The 601-nt window shown below is 45.8% G+C and carries 2 pseudogenes; both read right to left on the reverse strand.

The features are described 5' to 3' along the window. Positions 1 to 137 (reverse strand): annotated as a pseudogene (locus CIK04_RS27665) (glycerophosphodiester phosphodiesterase); the annotation flags it as partial. A gap of 248 nt (positions 138 to 385) precedes the next feature. Next, a pseudogene (gene glpT, locus CIK04_RS27670) lies at positions 386 to 601 on the reverse strand (glycerol-3-phosphate transporter); the annotation flags it as partial.

A 601-nucleotide genomic window follows, 5' to 3' on the forward strand; every position in this document is an offset into this window, starting at 1 on the left:
TAAGCCAAGGTTTTCGCTTCCAGTGTGTGCTCAGGCAAATAGCCAGAGGCACCACGATGAGCAATAACAAGAGGTTCGGCAAAAACAGAAGTGGTTAACAGGCCAGCAAGGGAAAGAAAAAGGGGGTGAAGTTTCATGATGAGTTCCTTGTTCTGATAGCGATATTTTGGTTGGGTATATATCAGAGGCGCTTATGGTGACGGAGGAATATGAATGCTCCATGACACTCGCGCTTATTTCTTTTCTACTAGAAGAGGTTGAGGTTTTGGTTTGCTTACGCTCGTGGGCGTCACTCACTTTCCACCTACCTGTCACTCCGAGTAGTCTGGACATAAAAATGCCCATCAGTTCGACTAAGCAAAAAGATGGGCCTGAGGAAGTTCAGTTACGCGATGGCTTCTTGTTCTTTTTCCTTCTCTTTTTGTTTGGCATCATGATGGGCTTTTTCTCCCAGTAATGCGTAAGTCAAACAAACGATAGAAGTGATACAAGAACCAACCAGAATAATGAAGCCACCATCCCAGCCGAAATGGTCTACGGTGTAACCTAATACCGCGTTGGCTGCCACGGCACCACCTAGGTAACCAAATAGACCAGTCAA

The sequence above is a fragment of the Vibrio sp. 03_296 genome, from assembly GCF_002265885.1.